This is a genomic window from Bacillus sp. J14TS2, assembly GCF_018333015.1.
In the GTDB taxonomy this organism is placed as follows: Bacteria; Bacillota; Bacilli; order Bacillales; family Bacillaceae_C; genus Lederbergia.
Window position 1 is genome coordinate 26,699 of sequence record NZ_BORE01000006.1, and the last position, 14,754, is coordinate 41,452.

Annotated in this window: 17 protein-coding genes and 2 pseudogenes; 1 reads left to right on the top strand and 18 read right to left on the bottom strand. The window is 37.3% G+C overall.

Annotated features, from left to right (window positions below):
- Positions 1-9: 9 nt before the first annotated feature.
- Both KI375_RS10430 and KI375_RS10435 read right to left on the bottom strand, forming a co-directional pair.
- Positions 10-375 (bottom strand): RNA polymerase sigma factor, encoded by a 366-nt coding sequence (locus tag KI375_RS10430; protein ID WP_483861598.1) that lies wholly within the window; start codon positions 373-375, stop codon positions 10-12.
- A 460-nt stretch (positions 376-835) separates the two neighbouring features.
- Positions 836-1,411 carry a sensor domain-containing protein gene (locus KI375_RS10435; RefSeq protein WP_212973455.1) on the bottom strand — a complete coding sequence of 192 codons (576 nt, stop codon included), beginning with the start codon at positions 1,409-1,411 and terminating at the stop codon, positions 836-838.
- A 188-nt stretch (positions 1,412-1,599) separates the two neighbouring features.
- On the opposite strand from KI375_RS10435, the gene KI375_RS10440 reads away from it, so the two are divergent.
- A complete protein-coding gene (locus KI375_RS10440; RefSeq protein ID WP_212973456.1) occupies positions 1,600-3,408 on the top strand; it encodes a hybrid sensor histidine kinase/response regulator transcription factor in 1,809 nt (602 codons plus the stop codon).
- Positions 3,409-3,479: 71 nt separating this feature from the next.
- Here KI375_RS10440 and KI375_RS10445 read toward each other — a convergent pair whose 3' ends face one another.
- The 16 genes and pseudogenes from KI375_RS10445 to KI375_RS10515 form a co-directional block, all read right to left on the bottom strand.
- On the bottom strand, positions 3,480-3,965 hold the full coding sequence (locus KI375_RS10445; protein WP_212973457.1) for an anthrone oxygenase family protein: 486 nt from the start codon (positions 3,963-3,965) through the stop codon (positions 3,480-3,482).
- The gene (locus tag KI375_RS10450) at positions 3,962-4,354 is read right to left on the bottom strand and encodes a hypothetical protein (RefSeq protein WP_212973458.1); all 393 of its coding nucleotides are present in this window, start codon (positions 4,352-4,354) and stop codon (positions 3,962-3,964) included. Before KI375_RS10450 ends, KI375_RS10445 begins: the two co-directional genes overlap by 4 nt.
- Before the next feature lie 69 nt (positions 4,355-4,423).
- Positions 4,424-5,209: an ABC transporter permease gene (locus tag KI375_RS10455; protein ID WP_212973459.1), complete on the bottom strand. Its 786-nt coding sequence runs from the start codon at positions 5,207-5,209 to the stop codon at positions 4,424-4,426.
- Positions 5,206-6,111, bottom strand: coding sequence for an ABC transporter ATP-binding protein (locus KI375_RS10460; RefSeq protein WP_212973460.1), 906 nt, complete (start codon positions 6,109-6,111; stop codon positions 5,206-5,208). Before KI375_RS10460 ends, KI375_RS10455 begins: the two co-directional genes overlap by 4 nt.
- Positions 6,062-6,334, bottom strand: coding sequence for a PLD nuclease N-terminal domain-containing protein (locus tag KI375_RS10465; protein WP_244707341.1), 273 nt, complete (start codon positions 6,332-6,334; stop codon positions 6,062-6,064). Before KI375_RS10465 ends, KI375_RS10460 begins: the two co-directional genes overlap by 50 nt.
- 12 nt (positions 6,335-6,346) lie before the next feature.
- Positions 6,347-6,889, bottom strand: a complete 543-nt coding sequence (locus tag KI375_RS10470; protein WP_212973461.1) for a helix-turn-helix domain-containing protein — start codon at positions 6,887-6,889, stop codon at positions 6,347-6,349.
- Between the two features lie 75 nt (positions 6,890-6,964).
- Positions 6,965-7,498 (bottom strand): P-loop nucleotide/nucleoside kinase family protein, encoded by a 534-nt coding sequence (locus KI375_RS10475; RefSeq protein WP_280528639.1) that lies wholly within the window; start codon positions 7,496-7,498, stop codon positions 6,965-6,967.
- Positions 7,499-7,659: 161 nt separating this feature from the next.
- On the bottom strand, positions 7,660-8,859 hold the full coding sequence (locus KI375_RS10480) for an MFS transporter (RefSeq protein WP_244852526.1): 1,200 nt from the start codon (positions 8,857-8,859) through the stop codon (positions 7,660-7,662).
- 127 nt (positions 8,860-8,986) lie between these two features.
- Positions 8,987-9,490: a GNAT family N-acetyltransferase gene (locus tag KI375_RS10485; protein WP_095260036.1), complete on the bottom strand. Its 504-nt coding sequence runs from the start codon at positions 9,488-9,490 to the stop codon at positions 8,987-8,989.
- Between the two features lie 429 nt (positions 9,491-9,919).
- Positions 9,920-10,180: pseudogene (locus KI375_RS10490) on the bottom strand (transposase); the annotation flags it as partial.
- A gap of 4 nt (positions 10,181-10,184) precedes the next feature.
- Positions 10,185-11,396 carry an ABC transporter permease gene (locus KI375_RS10495; RefSeq protein WP_212973463.1) on the bottom strand — a complete coding sequence of 404 codons (1,212 nt, stop codon included), beginning with the start codon at positions 11,394-11,396 and terminating at the stop codon, positions 10,185-10,187.
- Position 11,397: 1 nt separating this feature from the next.
- Positions 11,398-12,282, bottom strand: a complete 885-nt coding sequence (locus tag KI375_RS10500) for an ABC transporter ATP-binding protein (RefSeq protein WP_212973464.1) — start codon at positions 12,280-12,282, stop codon at positions 11,398-11,400.
- A gap of 79 nt (positions 12,283-12,361) precedes the next feature.
- Positions 12,362-12,574: pseudogene (locus KI375_RS10505) on the bottom strand (VOC family protein); the annotation flags it as partial.
- A complete protein-coding gene (locus tag KI375_RS27365; RefSeq protein ID WP_280528640.1) occupies positions 12,475-12,987 on the bottom strand; it encodes an ATP-binding cassette domain-containing protein in 513 nt (170 codons plus the stop codon). The gene KI375_RS27365 and the pseudogene KI375_RS10505, both read right to left, overlap by 100 nt.
- 181 nt (positions 12,988-13,168) lie before the next feature.
- A complete protein-coding gene (locus KI375_RS10510; RefSeq protein WP_212973465.1) occupies positions 13,169-13,771 on the bottom strand; it encodes a TetR/AcrR family transcriptional regulator in 603 nt (200 codons plus the stop codon).
- 7 nt (positions 13,772-13,778) lie between these two features.
- Positions 13,779-14,528, bottom strand: coding sequence for an alpha/beta fold hydrolase (locus KI375_RS10515; protein WP_212973466.1), 750 nt, complete (start codon positions 14,526-14,528; stop codon positions 13,779-13,781).
- Between the last annotated feature and the right edge of the window lie 226 nt (positions 14,529-14,754).

Here is a 14,754-nt window from a genome sequence, read left to right on the forward strand (position 1 = left end):
ATATTAGAATTAATCATCCCATTCATCTGCATGTTCCTCCAAAAACCGTTTTAACCTTTTGAAAGAGCTTGTCCTCCTATACTGAACCGTACTACGTGGAATATCGAGTAGTTCAGCTATTTCTACATCCGATTTGTTAAAAAAGTAGTATAGTAGGACGGTCTTACGCTTTTCCTTTGGCAAAGTACGCAATGCTTCAGCAAGTAATTTTGGAGTAATTTTCTTTCCAGCCACTTGAAAACTTTGTCCTTCTTCTCCTTCATATTGCTTATCTAAGGTATAGAGTTGATTTCCTTCCTGTTGGTGTGAGATCAGAAAATGTCTTCTCCTTTGCTTGTTGTTGTCGTCTCTCGTTGTAAATATTGATTGCTTCATTCTTCAACACACGTTTACAAAAAGCATTAAATGCACAGCGAACTTGCCATTCGGTACGATCTGGCTCTATCATGCATATCCTCTCCCTTCGCAACCGCAAAGGTGGGTGATGATTTCCCCTTTCATAACCTTCAACAAGATTTTTTATAAAATGCCAAAAATATCAGTGATCTTATTTTTTAAAAAAATATAAGGCCCAACTGATAATCAACCAGTTGGGCCTAAAAATTGATATTTTTACTAGATGCTGTTTGTTGTGACATTACTGCTATAATGATTTCATAATTATCCAAGATGTTTTTGATATATCGTAGCTTAAAAAAAGCAAAATTAGTGTCCCCTTATGAAATCCTTTTTTAAAGGGAGAAACGGAGGTTTAGATTTTTTTAATCTCCATTTGATAAATTCACTACATTTAGTAAAGCCTTGTCCTCCTATATTACATACGATCATCAAACGCTTATCGCCAGCTTCGAATCGTTTCCAATATATTCTCTGTATAACTCCCTGCCCACTTTACAATTCTTTCCGCCAAACAGGATAACAATAACAATAAAATGATTCCTGCTATGCAAGCTACTATAGCACGTGGGAATGTATCAATCGCAATCATCAGAACTGTCATATCAAATAATCTATACAAATAAGGAGATAGAATCATCGCTATTGGCAGTAAATAACAGACAAAAGCAGCAATAAAAGTTAAGAAACCTAGAAGAAATCGTGGAAAAATCATAATTCCCACAGTAAACCAATTTCTTTTGTCTGAAACTTCCTTTGTCACTTTATCTTGTGGGCCCCACTTTAAGCTAGGAATATTGATGTGCGCATATTTTTCTGCTGCCTTTCGATCCAAATCCAGCAAAAAAGGAATCGTTCGAAAAACTCCTGCTAAAATCGGGATACCAACAACAGTAAAACCTACTCCAACGGAAAATATTACGCTTATTAAATAAAAAGCAAAGTATAAGAAACCAATAAAAAACCAGAGGAACAAATACACAAAATTTTTAACATTTGAGATAAGTAATTCCATATAAAAAACCACCTTGTCTTTTAATAACGGGATATCGTCAGATCCCTAACATCCCATGCGTATTTCATTATCCATACTTCACGTCATAAGGCATAGTGACATTTTGTCATTTGTTTTCATGACTGATATTCATAATGCCTTGTAGTAAAATAGTGATAATCACAACACTAAATAAGCGGGGTTCTATTATGTATGACATCATCAAAAAGTGGTACTGGTATGACTGGATGGTATTTGCTGTTCGCTCCATTTGGTTACTCTCTGTCCTAATCGGCTTATGGGAATTTCATAACGTTTTATCATTCCCGCTTTGGATTCTGTTTGGATTGCCCTTCATTGTCTTTTCAGTTCCATTTTTAATTCAGCAATTTTACAGGAGGTATTTCATCCTTACGGAAATTATCATTTCGGGTGGTTATTGCATTATTTTAGCTTTCCTTCTTCCTGATTCAATATGGCAGTTTATTCCGATTGCTTTTGTGATAGGTTTTTACAGTATCCAAAAGGTCTATATTTGGTCTGGGCCCTTAGCTATTGTAGTCATTCCCTTTACCATCGGGATCGTCACCGATCAATCTTTGACTGACACCGTTCTTCGTTTAATATCAAATTATGGTGTGGCATTTGGACTTGGATATGCTTTTCAGCTACTTGTGACCAATCATAAGCAAGGCTTACTCATACGTAAGCAAAACAGTGTGCTTGAACAATATGTGCACCAGGTGGAGCAACTCACATTACTGGAGGAACGGAATCGTTTATCACGGGAATTACATGATACAGTCGGTCATACCTTTACAACGATGATCATGGGGATGGAGTCGATCCGTTCTTCATTGACAGATGAAAAGGTTATACGCAAACTAAATGTTTTACTGAATGCGGCACATGACGGTTTAAAAGACATGCGAAAACTTGTACACCAGTTGGAACCGTCGACAGTGGAGCTACCCCTTATTCAAAATATAAAACAGTTAGTGGACAAATTTATGGAAAGTACGGATATCTCTGTAAAGTTTCGATGTTTTGGAGATGAATATAGCTTATCAAAGGAAGTTAAATTAACAATCATTCGTTGCATTCAGGAAGCATTAACAAACGCTGTTAGACATGGACGCGCAAGTGAAATCAGAGTATCTCTATATTTCGACAACTTAGAGTTACGCTTACAAGTTGAAGATAATGGCGTATTGAAACGAGAGAAAAAAATTGAGCTCGGTTTTGGCTTAGGTGCGATGAAAGAAAGACTGCAGGCTTTGCAAGGAAATTTATCCATACATACAGACAATATGGAAGAAACGGTGTTGATCTGTACCATTCCAAGAAACAGCGAAGCTAATACCGAGACGCTCAAGGTAATCTTAGTAGATGATCAACCTGCCATTTTGGATGGGTTGAAAACAACTTTAGAGAGTCACAATCAACTTGAAATTGTAGGTATAGCTGAATCTGGAGAGGATGCCTTATCATTATGTAGCCTAAACCAGCCCGATATCGTACTTATGGATGTAAATATGGCTAATATGAACGGAATAGAAGCGATGGAAGCGATAAAGGAAAAGAATTCCATGATCAAGGTAGTTATTCTCTCATCTTTTGAGAATATCGATCAAGCGGTAGAGGCACTGCAAAAAGGAGCAAATGGCTATTTACTTAAGTCTATTCAAGCAAAAGAGCTCATTGATACCCTTCATTTCATTCACCGTGGAGATACCATTATCTACCATGAAATTGCTAATCAGGTGTTTGAAAAATTGAAGGAGCAAAATGTTACAGGTGGTAAACATGCAAAAAATGATTATGGCCTGACATCTCGAGAAATTGAAATTATTCGCTATTTAGCTAAAGGTATGCGCTATAAAGCCATTGCTGCCAGACTTTTTCTATCGGAAGGTACAGTTAGGAACTATGCGTCTGAAATGTACGCGAAACTTGGTGTAAGCAACCGTGACCAAGCGATAGAAAAATGTTTGAGGGAAGGATTAATATCGAAATGAAGATAGACATAGGAAATTAGGAATATCCTTGGATAACCTTGGGTATTCCTATTTGATGATTAAAAAGTGGCTTACATTCGCCAAAGAACAAAGACAAATAATGCCAGTGCAATAAAACTTGAAATAGTCCGTACATGGTTCCAAGCTGTCCATTTTGAATAGTAATCTTTCCATTGCCCCAAACTTTCTGGGTCTGTGGCTATTACATTGGCTAATGCATCATTTAATGGAACATTGCATACCGCCGTGACCAGTAAGCTTCCCAGAAGATATAACAAACTGCCAGTAAATATATAAATGGCATTCGGATCTTGCCAATTTAATAATGAAAGAATCACAAGTATGATACAAACAAGAGATGTTCCCATGAATACAGTAAGGAATAGTCGATTTAGCACAGTGCTATTTATGGACTGCATGGCCGAAATTCCTTGCTCTGGAGGGAGCCGGTAGAGAGCCTTCATGACAAATGCCGAAAATGCAAAGAACAATCCTGCAATCAGCCCAGATCCCAGTGATGCACCAAAAATTAGAAAGGGAGTGAGTTTTTCGATCATATTTCATCCTCCTCTTCCTCATTTTGGCTAATGTTGATTGAAGGGCAATTCTTCCTCATTTCATGAACCAATTGTTTGTAATTACTACTTTCAAATACAACGTGATCAAATTCACATCCCTTCAATTGAAGCATAACGACTTCATTTTGGTTATGATAGGCTAAAAAGTATTTCTCATTTTCAATCATGAATATTCCAGCTTTATAGCCAGATGTTGTGATACCAGTTCTCTTAATAGCCGCAGTCCATGGAAAATGAAATTTCCCCACCCGAATTTCTTCAATCGAGGTGTAAGGGATTTTGATCTCCTTCCTCAAAGTTAAAACCGCTGTCCATCCCGAAATATTCAGTCGTAATTCACGATCACCCGCCACAACTTGAAAACTCATCTTGTATCCCCTCCAATTTATACAGCCAATCATCCATGGTTTATTTAACCAGTGACCCGATAAAGGAAATCACATTGAAGGCAATTCCTTTCGGGATAAATACGATGTTGCAAATATTAAGCAGAAAACAATAAGTAATACGGATACCGTCATTGTGATGAAAAAGTGAGGTAACACATTGCCTGAGGTTATAATGCTAACAGCTTGATTGGATAAATGCGCCGGATTTAGGATTTGAAATCCTCCCCCCAACAATGTAACAGTCTTCAAAAAGATGAGAATAAAAATAGACAGCAATGCAATGGCCGGTGTTCTAGACAATAAAGCGCCTATTACGATTACAAAGGTCAACATAAACAGGCACCAAATGTAATAAACCCCTATCCCTGCTATAATCCTAACCACGGAAACAGCTTGATATAAATAAAAAGTATAAAATACTGTTGTCAGAAATCCTAGGAAGATGGATCCTGCAATTATGACTGCATGCCCCACTAACTTACTTAGCAAATATTCAACAATTGTCGTATTGCGCGTTAGAATAAACGCTAACATGCCATTATTTTTATCTGATGCGATGATGCCCATCGTCGCCATTACAATCACGATTAAGCCCATTTGGTCAAATTGATCGGTTAAGGCACTTGCTAATACTTCACTAGCCGTTAACTCTGGTAATGAGATCGTCATTCCATCAGGCAGTCCACCAGCCATTTTTAAAATTTCTGGCAAATAAAAAGATGATAAAGGTTGCAGGATGCCCAAAAACATAAAAACAATGGGCAACCATAATAGTTTGTAACTTCTCCTTGCATCCAACCACTCTCTCTTTAACAGAACAGTGAAGTGTTTCATGATGACTTCACCATTCTTAAAAAGATTTCTTCCAAGCCTTCCTGTACCAATTCAAACTTTTGAATCGGAAGATGTAAATTTAAAATATTGCTCAACAGCCAGTCTCTTCCTTGCTCGATATTTTTCACTCGCACTTTGGCAGCATTTCCTGTTAGCTCAATGGATTCAACAATGTCCTCATTCACAAGCTGGTGTGTCCACTCGCTTAATCGAGGCGCCTGAATGATAAAGATTGGTTTTTGAGTCTGTTCCATTATTTGATGAATGGATCCGTTAACAAGTAATTGCCCTTTATTTATGATCAGCATCTTATCGCAAAGTTCTTCAGCATCATGCAAAATATGCGTTGAAAAAAGAATGGTCGATTTCTGTTTAATCACTTTAAGCAATTCCAATATATCCCTGCGTCCCAATGGATCCAATGCAGAAACCGGTTCATCCATAATCAGTAATTTTGGTTGATGGATAAGCGCTTGTGCAATCCCTAACCTCTGTTTCATTCCTCCCGAATAGGTGCCAATAAGCTGATTTTCTACCTCACCCAGTCCTACCAGCTCCAGCAATTCGTTGATTCTTCGTTCCAAAATCTCCCTCTCTATATTTGAAAGGCCCCCCATAAATGTGAGTAATTCTCTTCCCGTCATCCATGGATAAAAAGTAGGGTGTTGCGGTAAATACCCAATAAATTTACGCATTTGATCATGGCGTTTTCCGTTAAGCAAAATTTTTCCACCTGTAAGTTTGTTTATATCTAATATCATTTTAATAATCGTTGTTTTACCTGCTCCGTTAGGACCGAGAAGAGCCACACATTCTCCTTGATTAATATGAAAATCAACATTTTGAACGACTTCATGATTTCCGTACTTTTTTTGGAGTTGACTGACTTGAAGTAGGTGCATCTGAGCGTTGCCTCCTTCCTAAAACAAAATATAAAATGGGGCCGATGATGTTAACCAATATAATCACCGCACCCCAAAACCATTTATAATCCGCACTTTGATCTCTTTTTAATAAATCCCATAATGCCACAGAAAATAAGATCAGATGTAAGATTAAGATCGGCAAAAGTAATGGTAACCAAGCTCCAATTTCATCCATTCCAATGTGATAACCATAATGCATGTCAAAACCTCCCTACAATTCTTGTGAGTCTTGCGGAATAAACATGCTTGCAAAAATCCGAGTGGTTCGTTCAGGTGTTATCTCGTTGTGGACCACTTTCTCAATGGCTTGATGAATGGACTGGGTAAGCTCCTTAAATTCCTCATCTGACAGATGCAAAGGTACATACGCATAGCTAAATCCTTCTTGTTCATACTGTTCAGGGGATGTATTCTCCAAATAAGACGTTGCTAATTGAAGTAAATTACCGTGAAATACGGAAAAATGACGGATATGATCCTCCTGTGAGATCGTTTCAATTTCGTCTTCAGGAATTTGCAAGTTATCTATTTTGACTGAGAATTTGCGTTCTTCTGTTCCTTTCACCTTTTTTGTTTCAATCACTTCAATTAAATTTGCTTCGAGTAAAAGATTGATATGACGATATAACGTAGCTTGAGGAACATCACCAAGTATCTCGACAAGTTGAGCAATCGTCAGCGGTTTGTTTAGCAACAATTGCTGTACAATTCGCATCCGCACGGGATGAAGAAGTAAATCGGCATTTCCTTTCATTGGTTTATTACCTCCAAATTATTATCATTTTATAAAATGATAATAAAATATCAAAACTAGATTGTCAACTACCTTTTATATTGACTCTATAACTACTTCCCCTTCGCATAAAGGTACTTCGAATCCGTTTAGGTAAGATGTTAAAGTATCTTCGGTGATTGGAAAAGCTGCATTTGCATCAAATCTTTTACTCCGTACATCCAACCGTTTGCGAATAATTTCAGGACTAACTTTCAAATAAATAAGTTTCCACTCACCACCAGCTTCTTCAATTAGCTGTTTGTATCCATCTCGTTTGGCTTTTTGCCAAAAGCTAAAATCAATAACAACCTTTCGTTTATCCTGAATTAAACGTATCAATTGATTACGAAGCCTTCTTTCAGCTTCGACTTGATAATCGCCATATTTCTCAACAGGATAGTCTATTCCATATCGTCCATTAACCTTCCAAATCTCTTCATCAATCGAAAGACGTACAAACCCTTCTGTTTCCAAGCGTTGTGCGAATGTCGTCTTCCCTGAACCTGATACACCACACATCATAATAATTAATGGATTTGAAGTTATTTGTCTTAATATGCCCTTTACATTTTCTTCAAAATTCGACAATACGATCACTCCTTAATAAATTCACCTTTTTTCTCTATATAATCGGGTTACTTGAATTTTCTGCCATAAGTTTTGCAACAATGGATTTCCACTTGTCATTCGTTCAGTAATTAAATCGATTACTGAAATCCTCCCATTAGTTATTATTAAATAGTTTGTTCTCACGATTTAGATCTTGTTGATACAAGGGATCTATGTTTCCATGTTAAAAGCACTGTACCAGATAAAAAGGCTAATACTCCTACTATATAAGGGAAATAAGTGTTAATATCAAATAAAATCCCCCCTAATATAGGACCGACTACACTCCCTAGGCTTACATATGCATTATTCATACCCGCAATAAATCCTTGCTCATTTACAGCTAACTTGGATAGCACTGTATTGATAACTGGACGCAGGATGGAAGTCGCTGTGTAAAGCAAACATGTCAGCAATAAGATACTCCAAAAGCGTGTGGTGAACAAGAGAAATAAAAAACTTATGCCACCTGCGATCATTGTTCCGTTCATAACCTTCGATTCACCAAAAAGGGAAACAAATTTATTCGTTAATGTCAGTTGAACAATGACACTTACTAATGCTGATATTGTGATTACCATTGCAATATCTTTTGCCGTGTATCCGAATTGTTTGTCAACAAATAAGCCAAAAATTGCTTCAAATATATATAAAGATACACTATAAAGAAAGACCAATATCAACGGCACAACATAAGGTACCTGAACTGAGCGTAATAATTGCTGTATCATAGATTTGGTTGAAACAGTCTCTGCTTCCGCCATCTGTGTCTTTTTTTCTAAGGATTCAGGTAGTAAAAAAAATGACAGTAAAAAGGCAACAAAGGAGAGAACAGCCGCAAAATAAAAAGGAACAGATAAACCATACGCTGTCAAAAAACCGCCAATTCCAGGTCCAATGACAAAACCAAATGAGATGGACGCATTAAGGAAACTCAGGCCCTTAGTCCGTTCTTCTTCTGTCGTTATATCAATAATGCACGCCATCGCACCGGGAATTAAAAGTGAGACTGCGATACCCGTGAGAAACCTTCCCAAAAACAGCACCCAAAAATGAACAGAAAAAGCAAAAAACAATTGAGATAAAGTAAGACAAATTAAACCCATCACAATGATTCTTTTTCGACCATAGCGATCAGCAAAACGTCCAGCAACTGGAGATAAAAACAGTTGAATGATGCCGTATGTCGCAACTAGTAACCCCATCATTTGTCCGTTTGTATTGAATTTATCCATAAAGGCCGGTAATATCGGGATAATCAATCCAAATGCAGCCGTGGCGATAAACACACAAACCATTAAAATAAAGAGTGTATTTATCTTACTCGGTTTAGATATCAAATCATCACTCACCTTTTTTTAGATTTTGTTAAACTTTAATGTTAATAAAGTGTAAAATTCAAAGGAAACCTTCAAAATATGAGCTTCCATTATTTTTGTCAAAATAACACCCTCCGCTAGATTAAAATTAAATTTTTAAAACCATTAAATCTTCGTCAAAATACTTCCCGTTATCTTTTAAAGCATTCTTTTCTACTCCGTAATTTTGGAATCCTATGGATCTGTATAGATTCTTTGCAGGCTCATTATTGGATATCACTGTTAAATTAATTTGTTCCAAGCCGATGCAATCTTTTGCCTTTTTTAACAGTTCAAGCAGGAGCAACTTCCCTAATCCTTGTCCTCGCATTTCTGGCTTCACAAACATTCCGAAAACATTCCCTTTGTGAGCAGTTTTAAGACTACTTTCACGCACAAAAGTCACAATTCCCACTAATAAATTTCTATCCTCAAAAGCACCCAAGACAAATTTGTTATCGTTTGGTTTTAATCGTTCTGCTACAGTTTCAAGAGTGAATTTAGCCTCTCTCTCATAAGTTGAGCCAAATGCTTCAGGGTTGATTTTTAATGCACTTAAACGTAATTCTTGGTATAACTGAGCATCAGACTCATTTAAAATTCGTATAGTCAATAGCTTCTCCCCATTTCCTTTTCTCCACTTAATAATCATATTACTTCTTAAACTTGCATAGATGCTATTTCAAATACTAAAGTCGACCCCAATGTCAAGACAATACTTTTTTAAAAATAAGGTAGGTTAATAGATTGTGTCTTTGCCCTTTCACGGTTAAAGCGAGTACTTGCCTCACTGAAAATGGGAACCACTTTTTCGATGTTAGAGCCAGCCTTAGCGACAGCTACTTGCCATTGACCGCCGCGCCCGATTCTTAGCAGGCGATGGAAGTGGGCGGGGCCACATCAGCGAATACTTAGAATCAATTTGTCCGTGTTACCATCAAATGCAGGGTGAGCCTCTAGGCTTTATTTTTAGCCATCCTGCTTTACGTTTCACAACACGGACAAAAGCAAGGTCAATGGTGGTGGACAACCGGCGATCCACCTACCCGAAATAAATAGATACTGGTGTTTTATAGTTTAATGACTGATGGGGACGTTTGTGATTGTAAAAATCTATATAGTCCCTTATATTTTTCCTTGTTTCCCTTGGAGTCTCGTATTCTTTTAAGTACACCTCGTACTTTATGTTTCGCCAAAAACGTTCGATAATGATATTATCCAGTGCACGACCCTTTCCATCCATGCTGATTTGAATATTCTTTTCATTTAACAGATTAATATATTTTAGACTAGTAAAATGGCTTATTTTAATGTTTTTGTGCCATTTGAATAACATCTTTAAATTTCACTTTTCCGTTGTAATTCATGACGCCGTTCACGTAAATTCTACTTGCTAAGTGGTTAATGATTGCAATGCTAGCTAGAAGAATGACGATGGTAATGCCCATCTCCGCATAGCCCGCTTCGCCGGATACGATTCTTGAAAATGTCACAATCGGTGATGTAATTGGGATATAGGAGCTAACAACAACAAGTGTTGATGCAGGGTTAAAGATGGAGCTTATTCCGATAAAAAAAGCCACCATGATGCACATAATAATCGGGAAAGAAACTGAACCTAAGTCTTCCGTTCGGCTAACAACAGCACCGACTGCTGCATACCCAATCGCATATAATAGATAGCCGAGAATAAAATAAATGATAAAGGAAGCAACCACGATTCCAGTTAAGTTGCTTAGATCAATATCAAAGCCGAAAAATGAAAATTGTTTCCCACCAATCCAACCTAAGGAGTAACTTGCAAGAAAGCCTAGAAGCATGATAACAATTTGCACTAATCCCGTGACTAACTGTACAAGAATTTTTCCATACATCATATAGATCGGCTTTACTTTCGGTATCATGATTTCCATAACACGCGATGCCTTTTCGGCAGTAATGGTATTTGCAATCATTTGACCTTGACCGAGGATTAACATATACATTAGGATAACGAAAATATAAACGATCCCCACTGTTCCAGTCGTATCTTTTAATGCTTTGTTTTCTACTGGAACTGGTGTTACCAGTTTAGCCGCAACCTCCGGGTTAACGTTCGAATCCGCAATTGTTTTATTGATCCCTACTTGTTGGATTTTTTGAGTTAGGATGGCCACTAGCTCTTGATCAGCAAAAGATTTATACGTGTACGTCAATGCGGGTAAACCGTTCTTTTCTTTCATTTTGATAATGCCATCGATCTCCCCGTCTCTAACTTGTTTCTTTAATTGCGCCAGATCGCCTTCTTCTTGTAAAAACAGTTTTACCGAATTCAGGCCTTTATTTAGTTGATCGATATTTGTTTTGTAGGACGTTGGATTAATGAATGCGACTTCATCCTTTGACCCGTTCGACGAAAAATGACTAAAGCCAAAAATCCCAAGTACAATTACAATTGTAATTAGATTACCGAAGATAAATGACTTCGAAGTCAATCCTTCTTTCAAATGAAACTTAAAAACGGTCATAAATTTCCCCATATTATCCCACCTTTTCAATAAAGATTTCATTTAATGTCGGCTCTAACATCCTGAAATTGCGAATGGGGATCGAGCGTTCGTCGAATCGGTTGAGAAGTTGAATCGCTTCTTTATCATCCGTCACTTTCACGACGATGTCCGCTTGTCCTTTTTCAAAAGGTATTTTCCAATCATGAAGTGCAGCTTCAACAGCTTCACTGTTCGAAATCGTTAAATTACGGAAGCCGTAATCTTGTTTAATTTGATCCAATCTCCCTTTAACGATCGCTTCTCCTTTTCTCATTAAACAAATATGCTCGCAAAAGCTTTCAATTTGCTCCATTCGATGACTCGACAGAATGACGGTTTTTCCTGCTTTTATTTGCTCTTCAATGATCAAGGATAACAGATTGGCATTTACTGGGTCTAAACCACTGAATGGTTCGTCTAAAATAATCAATTCCGGATCGTGTAACAATGTTGCGATTAATTGAATTTTTTGCTGGTTTCCTTTTGATAATTCATTTGCTTTTTTTGTTTTATATTCGGTTATTTCAAGTTTTTCAAGCCAATGATCAATTGCCTCATCAACTTGTTTGCGGCTCATACCTTCAAGCTCACCAAAATAACGAAGTTGTGTGACAATCTTCGTTTTCGGATAAAGTCCCCTTTCTTCAGGAAGATAGCCGATTGAGACATTTGCCTGATCAAGCCTTTTTCCCTCCCACGTCATTTCCCCTTGATCTGGTGATAATAAGCATAGCAACATTTTAATTGTAGTTGTCTTGCCCGCTCCGTTTCTTCCAAGAAGTCCGAGTACCTCCCCCTTTTTCAAAGAGAAGCTAAGATTTTTAACAGCTTTCGTTTCCCCAAATGACTTACTTAATTGATAAATTTCTACCCCCATACATTGCACCTCTATTCTATAAATATTTTTTCTGATAATAAAAAGCTGCTTTCACAACTTCTCATGCATCACATTTTCGTCATGAGTTCTGCTGAGCGATCTGAATAAGATTGCCGCATGTATCGTCGAAGACAGCCATTATGACTTCCCCCATTTCTGTCGGTTCCATGGTAAACTTCACTTCAAGTTTCACTAATCGTTCGTACTCTTTTTGAACATCTTGAACCCCAAACATCGTTGTTGGAATGCCTTCGGCATATATCTTCTTTTGATACTCTTTCGCAGCTGAATAATAAATTGCAATGCGGATTTCAAACCTTTGGAGAGTTTGGTTACATGTTTGTTTTCATGTAAATTAAAATCAGTTAACAGTTCTTTTGCAAAATTCATATCGAAATTTGGATTGTAATAATCGCTAAAGCGTAACGCATCTTTTACCTTCCAAATCACACTGAATGGATGTTCCTCTTGCATATAACATAAATGATCAGATGTTTGATTACGATTATATGGATTAAATCCAAATAGAGTTATTTCACCTTGATCAGGTTTTAAATGGCCAGCTAACAGCTTCATTAAGGTTGTTTTCCCCGTGCCATTTCGCCCCCAAAGTCCAAGAATGATTGGATCACTCTCCAACAAATTCAAGCCATTTAGTATTTTGGTTGAATCATAACTGTAATGAACCTTATTGACTTTTATCATGATTGTTCCTCCATTTACATCTGAAAGTTTCCTGCCGATGAATTCCTTTATAGTACGTTGAATTCATTTCTCCTCCACAGTTTTCACATTGAAACAGACTGACATTCACCGAAATGGTGTGTACACATTTCATTTGACTCAGGAACATCAATTGGACCATTAATCGAACTGTTAAGGTTCCTTATCTAAATACATTAGATGATCTGCAAAATTCATGAATAATTTGTGCTTTTATCTCTTCAATGGGAAACTTCTGCGGATAGGTAGATATCATCAGCATGCTGCCTTGAAGCACGGACGAAAAATATAGCGACCGTTTCCTCGGCTCATTTATTCCCATTCTTTCAAATATTTCACATTGAAACTCAAATTGCCTGGCATTTTCTTCAATAATGAGATAACTGTATTTTATCAACTCTTCATCAGCTTCTGGCTGAGTTTGCAAATGAAGATAGAACCGATGAACTTTCGGATTTTGATAAATGTTATCAATGGCGCCATTGACTATATATTCAAGCTGTTCACTAGCAGTCTCTAAAGTGGTTGCTTCTTCCATGACTTCAACCACTTCTCTGATTCTTGTCTCTACCATTTCAGCAAGCAGCTCTTCTTTTCCTTTGTAATAGTTATAGAGCAAACCTTTCGAAATCCCCCCTTGTTTAGCTATATCGCTTATAGAAGTAGCGTAATATCCCTGCTTCATAAATAACTCCATAGCCGCAGCTCTAATTTTTTCTTTGGATGCTTGGCGAATACGATTATTCTCTTCTGGTGTACGTGGCATTTTAACTTCATTCCTCCATAAAAGCAGTGATTGCCTGATCTAACGCTTCAGAATGTGTCAGGGTCAAGATATGATCAGCATTTGGTATTTCAATAAAATTGATATTTGGAATTTTTCTAAAGTGTTCAAGAGCAAGAAAATTTTCAGGTAAATCCTTTTCGCCAATAATAAATAATGTTTTGGCTGTCAACTCTTCTAATCGGTCGATGGCAGGAGGATTGGGCCATATCATTTCAAAAGCAGGTCCACCCAACACTCGTTGAAACTGATCTTGAAGCATTTGCGTGGCAAGATTTCTTTGCGGACTATGAATAACGACTTGATACATTGGAGAATGCAGCATCAAATCTACCATCTTCTCCACATCCGGGGCAGCCCCCATCACCTTTTGCATTATTTGCTCATATTCTGTGTAACCTTGAAATCCTGATAAAGCAGGAGCAATTAAAACAAGGTTTGTGACTTTTTTCGGATAAGTTAAAGCGAATTCAGTTGCAATTTGCCCACCAATGGAATGACCGATGATGGTTGGCTTATCAAGCTCAAGCTCATCTATAAAAAACCGCATATCTTCCACATAGTTAACTTGGTCTTTCGGAGTTGGTGATTGACCAACACCTCGACCATCAACAGAAATTACTTGATAATGCTTAGCCAGTAGAGGTGCCAAGTAATTCCATTCCCGCAAATCAGTACCTCCACCATGGATCATAACAACTGGATGTCCAGCACCATTAATCTCATAGTACAAATCCATTAAAATCCCCCCATAAAATTCAAGTTTATCAACATTTTATCTTTGAATGAACATTTAGTCAATAAAAAAATAACCATTTACTTTCAAGATAATTGGTTATCTACACTTAGGAATTAGAAGATTTCAAATTGCACTTCATTAATTTACAAATGGATTCGATTGAACCCCTTACATAAAATCGCCGAACACCCTATGGTTCCTTAGCTGATCCATAATGAATTGGAAA

What these genes read in the sequence shown, in the direction of transcription:
- KI375_RS10430 (WP_483861598.1), bottom strand. Translation starts at nt 375, where the DNA reads ATGAAGCAATCAATATTTACAACGAGAGACGACAACAACAAGCAAAGG.
- KI375_RS10435 (WP_212973455.1), bottom strand. Translation starts at nt 1,411, where the DNA reads ATGGAATTACTTATCTCAAATGTTAAAAATTTTGTGTATTTGTTCCTC.
- KI375_RS10440 (WP_212973456.1), top strand. Translation starts at nt 1,600, where the DNA reads ATGTATGACATCATCAAAAAGTGGTACTGGTATGACTGGATGGTATTT.
- KI375_RS10445 (WP_212973457.1), bottom strand. Translation starts at nt 3,965, where the DNA reads ATGATCGAAAAACTCACTCCCTTTCTAATTTTTGGTGCATCACTGGGA.
- KI375_RS10450 (WP_212973458.1), bottom strand. Translation starts at nt 4,354, where the DNA reads ATGAGTTTTCAAGTTGTGGCGGGTGATCGTGAATTACGACTGAATATT.
- KI375_RS10455 (WP_212973459.1), bottom strand. Translation starts at nt 5,209, where the DNA reads ATGAAACACTTCACTGTTCTGTTAAAGAGAGAGTGGTTGGATGCAAGG.
- KI375_RS10460 (WP_212973460.1), bottom strand. Translation starts at nt 6,111, where the DNA reads ATGCACCTACTTCAAGTCAGTCAACTCCAAAAAAAGTACGGAAATCAT.
- KI375_RS10465 (WP_244707341.1), bottom strand. Translation starts at nt 6,334, where the DNA reads ATGCATTATGGTTATCACATTGGAATGGATGAAATTGGAGCTTGGTTA.
- KI375_RS10470 (WP_212973461.1), bottom strand. Translation starts at nt 6,889, where the DNA reads ATGAAAGGAAATGCCGATTTACTTCTTCATCCCGTGCGGATGCGAATT.
- KI375_RS10495 (WP_212973463.1), bottom strand. Translation starts at nt 11,396, where the DNA reads ATGGGGAAATTTATGACCGTTTTTAAGTTTCATTTGAAAGAAGGATTG.
- KI375_RS10500 (WP_212973464.1), bottom strand. Translation starts at nt 12,282, where the DNA reads ATGGGGGTAGAAATTTATCAATTAAGTAAGTCATTTGGGGAAACGAAA.
- KI375_RS27365 (WP_280528640.1), bottom strand. Translation starts at nt 12,987, where the DNA reads ATGATAAAAGTCAATAAGGTTCATTACAGTTATGATTCAACCAAAATA.
- KI375_RS10510 (WP_212973465.1), bottom strand. Translation starts at nt 13,771, where the DNA reads ATGCCACGTACACCAGAAGAGAATAATCGTATTCGCCAAGCATCCAAA.
- KI375_RS10515 (WP_212973466.1), bottom strand. Translation starts at nt 14,528, where the DNA reads ATGGATTTGTACTATGAGATTAATGGTGCTGGACATCCAGTTGTTATG.